At 35.4% G+C, this 9,246-nt stretch carries 9 protein-coding genes and 1 pseudogene; 5 read left to right on the forward strand and 5 right to left on the reverse strand.

All coding sequences use genetic code 11. The annotated features are described in order from the left end of the window. Both repM and AC4CVD_RS18455 read left to right on the forward strand, forming a co-directional pair. Positions 1 to 888: a replication initiation protein RepM gene (gene repM, locus AC4CVD_RS18450; protein ID WP_068550825.1), complete on the forward strand. Its 888-nt coding sequence runs from the start codon at positions 1 to 3 to the stop codon at positions 886 to 888. 76 nt (positions 889 to 964) lie between these two features. Next, entirely contained in the window at positions 965 to 1,531 is a 567-nt protein-coding gene (locus AC4CVD_RS18455) for a plasmid replication DNA-binding protein (RefSeq protein WP_068550826.1), read from the forward strand. A 228-nt stretch (positions 1,532 to 1,759) separates the two neighbouring features. Here AC4CVD_RS18455 and tet(39) read toward each other — a convergent pair whose 3' ends face one another. Further along, entirely contained in the window at positions 1,760 to 2,947 is a 1,188-nt protein-coding gene (gene tet(39) / locus AC4CVD_RS18460; RefSeq protein ID WP_004856455.1) for a tetracycline efflux MFS transporter Tet(39), read from the reverse strand. A gap of 65 nt (positions 2,948 to 3,012) precedes the next feature. Between tet(39) and AC4CVD_RS18465 the strand changes: the two genes are divergently transcribed. The 3 genes from AC4CVD_RS18465 (at position 3,013) to AC4CVD_RS18475 (ending at position 4,534) form a co-directional block, all read left to right on the forward strand. Next, positions 3,013 to 3,654, forward strand: a complete 642-nt coding sequence (locus AC4CVD_RS18465; RefSeq protein ID WP_004787586.1) for a TetR/AcrR family transcriptional regulator C-terminal domain-containing protein — start codon at positions 3,013 to 3,015, stop codon at positions 3,652 to 3,654. A gap of 291 nt (positions 3,655 to 3,945) precedes the next feature. Beyond that, entirely contained in the window at positions 3,946 to 4,233 is a 288-nt protein-coding gene (locus AC4CVD_RS18470) for a BrnT family toxin (RefSeq protein WP_058870606.1), read from the forward strand. Next, the gene (locus tag AC4CVD_RS18475) at positions 4,220 to 4,534 is read left to right on the forward strand and encodes a BrnA antitoxin family protein (protein ID WP_005098515.1); all 315 of its coding nucleotides are present in this window, start codon (positions 4,220 to 4,222) and stop codon (positions 4,532 to 4,534) included. Before AC4CVD_RS18470 ends, AC4CVD_RS18475 begins: the two co-directional genes overlap by 14 nt. A gap of 132 nt (positions 4,535 to 4,666) precedes the next feature. Here the strand turns inward: AC4CVD_RS18475 and AC4CVD_RS18480 are convergent, their stop codons facing one another. The 4 genes and pseudogenes from AC4CVD_RS18480 to AC4CVD_RS18495 all read right to left on the reverse strand — a co-directional run bounded on the left by AC4CVD_RS18480 (position 4,667) and on the right by AC4CVD_RS18495 (position 7,836). After that, positions 4,667 to 5,497, reverse strand: a complete 831-nt coding sequence (locus tag AC4CVD_RS18480) for a hypothetical protein (protein WP_049044175.1) — start codon at positions 5,495 to 5,497, stop codon at positions 4,667 to 4,669. 268 nt (positions 5,498 to 5,765) lie between these two features. After that, positions 5,766 to 5,876, reverse strand: a pseudogene (locus AC4CVD_RS18485) (CysB family transcriptional regulator); the annotation flags it as partial. Between the two features lie 67 nt (positions 5,877 to 5,943). Next, a complete protein-coding gene (gene gorA / locus AC4CVD_RS18490; RefSeq protein ID WP_002122354.1) occupies positions 5,944 to 7,296 on the reverse strand; it encodes a glutathione-disulfide reductase in 1,353 nt (450 codons plus the stop codon). A 348-nt stretch (positions 7,297 to 7,644) separates the two neighbouring features. Then, complete coding sequence (locus AC4CVD_RS18495; RefSeq protein ID WP_068550827.1) at positions 7,645 to 7,836, reverse strand: hypothetical protein; 192 nt, start codon at positions 7,834 to 7,836, stop codon at positions 7,645 to 7,647. Positions 7,837 to 9,246 lie beyond the last annotated feature (1,410 nt).

Raw genomic sequence — 9,246 nt, forward strand, 5'->3', positions numbered from 1 at the left:
TTGGATAAGAATCAAATTGTTAAATCAAATCAAGTTATAGAAGCTTCCTATCAATTAAGTGCTGTAGAACAGCGTATCGTCTTGGCAGCTATTTCACGTATTCCGAAGAGCCAGCCTATTACTGATGATGAGTTATACCCTGTAAGCGTTAATGAACTACAGCTATTAGGAGTACATGAAAAAACCGCATACAGAGACTTAAAAGAAGGTATTAATAGACTTTATGAAAGATCTATTAATCTTAGTATTGATGATAAATCTATAAAAATGAGGTGGGTACAAGAGATCCAGTTTTTGGATAGTCAAAGTATCATTGGTATTCGTTTTTCAAAACCTATCTTGCCCTTCATATCTAATTTAAGTAGAGAATTTACTAAGTATGCTCTATCAGATATTGCTGGGATCAATAGTGGATATGGTATTCGTATTTATGAATTATTGGTGCAATACAGACAAATAGGTAAGCGTGAAATCTCTGTTGAGAGCTTACGAAGCATGTTGGAGCTTGGCAAAAAATACCCACTATTTGCAGATTTCAAAAAACGGGTAATTGATACTGCTGTAGACCAAATAAATGAATGCAGCCCATTAAGCGTTTCCTATGAGCAGAAAAAAACTGGTCGTAAAGTCACCCATATTCTTTTTTCATTTAAAGAAAAATCAAAAAGTATTAATCAACATAACGAACAAGATAAGGTTTATAAACTAACAGACGCTCAAATCAATATGTTTGGCAATCAGCTTTCTCGCTTACATGAGCTATCGCATTTAGCAGCTCAAGGAGAAAGCTATGATGTACTGGCATCAAGAATAAAAGAAATGCTTAGAGATCCAATACAACAAAAGCAATTTATTCCTCATCTTAGGAATTTAGGTTTTAAAGGGTGAGGTTTGATTGTGTATGTAGCGGTTGACTGTTTCTTAATGTATCTTAGTTCACATAATAGACAACCTAAATTACAACATGAAATCACTATCTGTTATCGAACTTTCAAACCTCTATGGAATGACTCGTCAAGCCGTTTATAAACAAATAAATAAAGGTAATTTAAGTAAGAATAGCGATGGTAAAATTGATCTTTCTGAAGCTATTCGAGTCTTTGGTGAACCATCTAAACATGTGAACAGTTCACAGACAACCGAAACACGAAAGTTGTCAGAAGTTCACTTGCTTGAACAACAGGTTCACATGCTTCAAAAACAGCTAGAACAGGCTCATGACCGTGAGAAATTTCAACGAGATGAATTAAAAGCTAAGAATGATCAGTTACATGTTAAGGACGAACAAATTGAGGCAATGCAACGTCTATTAGAAGCCCCAAAAACCAATATGACTACGTTTACCGATCAAGAACCGTTGCAACCAAGCATGACCAAAACAGCTCCAGAACCGGACACAGCAGAAGCTAAACATGACGGATTGACTACTCTGGTCGAAACAGAAAATAAGCGTATTCCGGTGCCGGAGCATGTTGAACCGGAGCAGCCGAAAAGAGGGTGGTTAAGCCGGTTTTTCTTGCCGAATGGCTAAGGGCATTATTCAACTGAGCTAATCAAAAGTGTGGAACATTGATCAAAGAATAGACGTGGAACACGACTATTCACGTAAAAAGCCCAATCGGTAGTGATTGGGCTTTTTTATATACGATAAGATTATGATTTATATCAGAATAAAAATAGCATTTCGTATAAGGTGTATTATGTTAATTTTAGATAAACTATAGAATCCATTAGTTTTTAAACCAATAAATTAAATATTTTATGGAACTCCAGAATATTTATTCAGGCGATACTTAAGCAATAAGGGTAGGGTGATTACATAAAGTATTGCAGCTAATGCCCATACCATTCCAGGAGCTGATGCCTGAGTCATAAAATAGAGGCTAGTAACTAATACAGGACCAATTATAGCCCCCAGACTATTAAAACTGCTTAATAGCCCTTGTAATTCACCTTGTCTTTCATCACTAATACCTCTGGACATCATTGCTTGCAAAGCAGGAACGGCTACTCCACCAAGGGCAAACAATGGTAACAACGCAAAAGGCACCCATTCTTCAACAGCAATAGATAAAAGAAGTAAACCAATTGCATCGCAAGCTATTCCACATAACAACGTATTTTTCTCTCCAAACCTCTTTACCATAGGGGCGATAGCAAAAGCCTGTGCAATAGAATGGCATATTCCATAACTAGCAAGGGAAACACCTGCAATAAATATACTCCAGCCATAACGATCCTGCCCATAGATAACCCATAAAGTTGCGGGGACTTGTGAAACCAATGTGATAATTAAAAAGATACCAAGCAATGGAGCCATATTAGGTTGAGTGATCAAATAGGATAATTTCTTTAATATTGATTGCTCCTGAACCTTCTCAGTCATTTTATTGCTGTGTTTTGATTCTTTTAATAAGACTGCTGTCATTATTAAATTAATCCCATTCATAAAAGCAGCAGCAAAGAACGGTGCATGTAAGTTCCATTCACCCAAAACTCCACCTATTACCGGACCCGCTATAAACCCAATACCAAAGACAGCTCCAAGGAGACCAAACCTTTTTGCACGCTCATGGGCTGGAGTAATATCTGAAACATAAGCTGTTGCAACAGCCATGTTGGCACCTGTAATTCCCGCAAAAATACGACCAATATATAGCCACAATAGAGAAGGAGCAGCAGCCATTAGGAGATAATCAGCCGTTGCACCAGCAATTGAAATAATTAATACAGGTCGACGTCCAAATCGGTCACTCAACGCTCCAAGGATAGGTGCAAAAATGAACTGCATCAGAGCATACACAGCTAATAAAGCACCATAGTGAACACCGCCTGCTTCAGCTCCAGCCAATGACCGTAATAATTCAGGCAAGATCGGCATAATTAAACCAATCCCAACAGCATCCAGAAATATAGTGATTAAAATCACGCTCAATGATTTCTTCACAAATGCCTTCTCTAGCAATGATAGAATTAATATTCTCTCACACACTCCCTATCAGTGATAGATTTATGAGTAAAAAAGATATTGCACCTCAACGTCTGACACGTGAAATAGTCCTGCGTACCGCATTGGATATGTTGAATGAAGAAGGCATAGATTCAATAACCACACGCAAGCTAGCTCAACGATTGGGTATTAAATCTCCAACTCTATATTGGCATTTCAAGAATAAATCCTTGTTAATGGAAGCAATGGCGGAAACCATTATAAATGAACACCATTTAGTTTCTTTACCCATCGATGGGATGACATGGCAAGATTGGTTGCTCGCTAATTCTGTAAGCTTTCGTCGAGCACTACTAGCTTACCGTGATGGTGCTCGTCTACATGCAAGAACTAGCCCCAGTCAAGGACATTTCAACACGATTGAGGCCCAAGTTGCGCTGTTATCTCATGCTGGGTTTTCTCCTGTTGAAGCAGTTGCATTACTTATGACATTAGGAAGGTTTATTGTTGGGTGGGTCCTTGAGGAGCAGCAAGAAGAAATAAGATCAGACCCACCATTCGAAGCCGATCCAACTATATATCCACTCATGCTCCAAGGAGTGAATACCTTACAAAATATGAATGCGGATGACATTTTTGAAAATGGGATTCGTATGGTGATTATCGGTGCTGAAAGACAACTTGATATTAAAATGCAAACTTAACTCTATACTGCTTTAAGCAACTGTTCTATTTAGTAATAAAGCTTTTATCCTTAATTATTTAACATAATAGAGCTTATACGAAATGCATATAAAAATAGTTTTATATTTCAAAAAGTTATGCTATAAAAAATTGGGACGCAAAACCTAAAAAACCGACTTGGAAACAAGTCGGCTTTTTTATGAACAGTTTTGATAGTTCTTGCCAATAAATCTGACTAAAAATTACGCTTTTCAGCTTGAGTAATACAATTTTGTGATACATTATTGTATATACAAATTTGAATGTTTTTTATGGAACAGTATTTCGAATGGGATGAGGCAAAGAATCGAAAGAATCAGAAAAAGCACGATGTCTCTTTCGAAACAGCAAGCCTTGTTTTTGATGATCCATTAAGGATCTCAATCCAAGACAGACATACCGATGGTGAAGAACGTTGGCAAACCATTGGAAAAGTAAAAGGCGTACTAATGCTCTTAGTAGCTCACACCATCTTTGATGAAGATGACTGTGAAATCATACGAATCATTAGTGCAAGACAAGTCACTAGGGCGGAGCGAGATAGATATGAGCATGGTTAGATACTCACGCAAAGAACTGAATGAAAAATTCAGCGACAAGCAAGATGCTGAAATTCAACGCTTGCTTGCTAAGGGAACGGTTCCTGACGATCAGCTAGATCTCTCAGATATGCCCGAAATTACCGACTGGAGCAATGCTGTACGCCATAATCAATTCTATCGCCCAGTGAAGCAACAGACTTCCATTCGTTTAGATGCTGATGTACTTGCATGGTTTAAAGCTCAAGGCAAAGGCTATCAAACACGAATGAATGAAATTTTGCGGGATGCTATGCTCAAAGAATTAAAAAATCATCAGTAAAAATGGGAGCTTAAGCTCCCATTTTTGACTTCGCATAAGGTGTATTATGTTAATTTTAGTGAGGCTAAAAGATCTTTTCAATCGGTAATCATTCAAAAACCTATTCAGTCTTTCAACTCATTGGGCTAGTTATTAGTTTTTAATACCATTAACAACTTTCCCTGTTACATCCTCATAGAACAGCAATAGTGCGTAAACACGAGATAATTCTTGACTAGACCTACTGTATGACTCGGCTTTTTTGTAAATAGACGAAGACCATGTGCTATAGAGTTTAATAGACTTTAGAACATCTAATTTTCCAGATAGCGCAAGTTGTTTAATATTTATCGCATTTTGATATCTGTAATTATCTGGAATATAGTTGAGGCTTCCATAATTTTGGAGTAAACCTTTTGCACTTTTACAGTCTGTAGTATTTTCCAGTTTATTGTTGGACTCACATCCTTTAACGTTTATGGTATCAAAACCAGATACCATTCCATGAAATAAGAACCATTCATTAGTGCCCATGAAATTGTAAAGTTGACCAATAGAATTTCTATCATAACGTGATTTTAAATTAGATACTTTTTCTCTAAACCTCTCATTATTCGAGTCATTACAAAGAGTTACTAAAGCTAAATAAAGAGACTCAGATGTAATTTTTTTCGGGTCTTGTCTAGTATTGATTGGAGAAAGAATTGCCCGTTTTAGAATAAATTTTTCATCATATACCTGAATTAAGTCATCTATATAATAAGTATTATCTTTACAATCAACTGTAGTATTACTTAACAAATTTTCGTTTGTTTTAGAATTATGCACATAGATAGTTGCATTAACGAGTTTAGGTTCATTGGTAACAACTACAGAATTTTCATCTAAATACATCACACCTGCTAAGGATCTCCATTTCCTCTCAGCAGCATGAGCAGTCATACATGAAAAGAGAGTTATCACCAAAAAAGTTAATATTTTCATTAAGTAGTAGCATATTATTAAAAATAATTTGATAAAAAGTATAATAGAGAAGTGTAAAATTAGCACTTACATAGCCACTAATTTATCAACATTCGTCAGATGACACATAAGTTGTCATTTCTGATTAAATAATATCAATGAGTTATAGAATTTAGTGACAATCAATGACATTAGTTAGTGACACATAAGCTGTCATTTATTTTATTTTGTTATTCAATATCTTAAAGTAAATATTTCAGAAAAATAAAAAGATATAATAATGAAAGAAGACTTTTTTACTTAAACCAGATTGAGATGTTTTTAGAGCATGTGCTGTTTGTGATAAATTGAGATTATGTTGAGTGAGTTCTCTAATAATTCTAAGTTGTTGAAAGTTCATAATTTGGATATAGAATATAAAAATAAGAGCAAATATATAAATAAATGCTCTTTTAGATGATCAATGATTAACGCATTGTGACGAATTCTTCAGCAGAAGTCGGATGAATTGCTAAAGTGTTATCGAAGTCTTTTTTAGTTGCTCCCATTTTTAAAGCAACAGCAAAGCCTTGCAGAATTTCATCCATACCGTATCCAATACCATGAATTCCGACCACTTTCTCATCAGTTCCTACACAAATTAATTTCATTTTTGTGAGTTGTCGATGTTCTGTTATCGCTGTATACATGGATGTAAAGGAAGAACTATAAATTTTGATGGCATCTTTACCAAATTTTTCTATGGCTTGATCTTCGGTTAATCCAACTGTTCCAATAGGTGGGTGACTAAACACCACAGTCGGAATATTTTCATAATCTAAATGTTCATTTGGCTTATTGTTAAATAAACGTTCAGACAGTCTTCGACCCGCTGCCACAGCAACAGGTGTTAACTCGACTTTACCTGTAATATCACCCACTGCATAAATGCCAGACTGTGTTGTATTTTGATATGCATCAACATGAATAAAGCGATTCTCGTTCAATTGAACTTGAGTCTTATTAAGATTGATCGCTTCAGTTGCAGGTTTTCTACCAATTGCCCAAATCAAGCAATCTACACTATGTTCTGTACCATCTTCTAGGTGTAATACAAGTGAGTTATCTTGAACTTTAGTCACTTTGTTAATCTGACTATGAGTATGCACGTTAATATTTTCACTGCGCATATTCTCTAATAGTGTTTTACCAAGGAAATGATCTAATCCACGCAAAGGCTGATGTTTACGAATAAATAATTGTACATTCGAACCCAATGCATTAAGAACACCTGCCAATTCCACAGCAATATAGCCAGAACCAACAATAGCAGTCCGCTTCGGTAAGTGTTCTAATCCGAAGAAACCATTGGAATCAATACCATATTCAGCACCTTCAATTTCAGGTTTGAATGCTTGAGTCCCCGTAGCAATTAAAATATGGTCAGCTGTGTACGTTTCACCATTTACTTCAATTGTTTGAGCATCTAAAAATTTTGCAAAACCTCGAATGACATCAACATTATTTTTAGCTAGTCCTGTGTCATACGATGTATGTATTCGGCTGATATAGGCTTGTCTGTTTTCAACTAATTTCTTCCAGTTAAAGGATTTCAATTCTGTATTAAAGCCATAGTCAGGACCATATTTATGAATCGCATCGGCAATTTGAGCTGAATACCACATCACTTTTTTAGGAACACATCCTACGTTGACACAGGTTCCACCAATATCACCCATTTCTATCAGTGCACATTTCTTACCATACATGGCAGCACGATTGACTGATGCAATACCGCCACTGCCTCCGCCAATCGCAATATAATCATAGTGTTTAGACATAAATGAAATTCCTGTTTTTTAGATTTAAAAAGTTAAAGACTTAAGCATTCATTTGAATGACAAATCTAAACTTAACATCTCCTGCTCTTAAACGTTGTAAAGCATCATTAACACCTACTAACGGTACAGTTTCTATTTCAGGACGAATATTTGCTAATAGACTAAAATCGAGCATTTTTTCTGAATCGTGAGGTGTTCCTGTTAAAGAGCCTTGAATTTTACTTATACAGTAATAACAAATAGACTTGCGAATACTAAGTTATATAGAACCTGCTAGCAAATTAGGGGTGGTTATAAAGCGAACTTATAGAAAACATTTAACATAAAATCTCTTATACGCAGCCCAGGTTAATCCTGGGCTTTTTGTTCAATCTGACCATTGGCTTCAAACATGCCAGGATTGGTGATCCGGATGCTTTCCTGACAATTTCCACAAAGCATTAACCCTGCAAATTTTTGAACATTTTCCTTTAATTCACAGAAATCACATGGCCGAGGAAAACTAAGGATACTTGCCGAGTTGACCAATTCTGTTGACATAACACTTCACCCTTTAGCTGTACACGCTTATTTGTAATAAATTTCAATATGTTATACCTGAATTAATGCATAAAGCGTGTACATTGCTTGTATACCCTATGTGTACAGCATATTTTCAATGATTTTAGAAACTTACTGTCATTTAATGTATACATAGGTGTACACATGCGAATCAATATAAATCAAATATTTAATCAATTCTTGCGTGTACACTTTCTGGAACTCATTTTTAAGTCAAAACAGTACAGTCATGTGCCAGTTTTTCTATCGTAACGACTGGTAAAGATGACAAAATCGTTATTCATTTACTATGAGAATATTTTGATACCACTTAATATATTGATAATTAACATTAAAATAGATAATTCTGGTATCATTCTAACAGTACAAGTGATACCAAAAAAACTATTTATTAAACAACAACTTAAAGTGTAAAAAGTGCCTTTTGTTGGTATCATCAGCGGTATCATTTAATTTATATATAAACCAATAACTTAACTACTTTTCTTTCTATTTTTTGGTATCAGATTCTTCATCATAATTAATCGTCTGTACACCTTATAAATCATGGATTTTGAGCTTTTATCTTTAGATGCGTGGTGTGTGAACCAAAAATTGCCGGTATGTACCGGCTCCCAATCCATTTAATTGACTTAACTGACAGTAAAGATAGTGCTTGGCCAAAAGAGATCCTGACTATTGTATTTTTAAGAGAAAAATCTATAAGCGAAAACTCTAGCCTACAGGTCAAAAATAAAACCTAAGTTAAAACGCTCTCACATGCGATTTCAGCCACATTTTTACATAAGACATAGAATCGACTATTGAAATGAGTAATCAGGTCAAAAAACGCAAATGAGCGCCAAATAGAGACTATTTTTATTCTAATCGGGATGAATAGAGTGAGTGTCTACGAGCGAAGCACCAAAATTCGCACCTCGACTCTCTGAAAAACAGCTTTTTAGGCTGTGAAGCCTAAATAAGCGTAAATCACATGCAGAAAATTGGGCCTAGATCGAGCGTAGCGAGTAAAAAAGCTTTATGAGCGAAGCGAATTCCGAGTTTCTTTTGCTCTTGTTTTTGCTTTTTCTCAAAGTCACAACAGGATGATCTAAAAAATTGCCCCACGAATCGAGCGAAAGCGAGATTCAATAGAGTTTGAGCGTAGCGAAAACCAAGGGCAATTTTTTCAAACGTATTTTTAATTATTTTTATATCTTTTAAATCTTTTCATTGAGCTGTATCCCTTATGGAGCAAGCCTTTCAACGTTCAACTATGACGGATTGACTACTAACTATGACGGATTGACTACTAACTATGACGGATTGACTACTTAACTATGACGGATTGACTACCAAATATGACAAGTATATAGTTGTCATATATAAAAGAAAATCAATGGTTTTATT

The sequence above is a fragment of the Acinetobacter sp. LipI_23 genome, assembly GCF_058243045.1.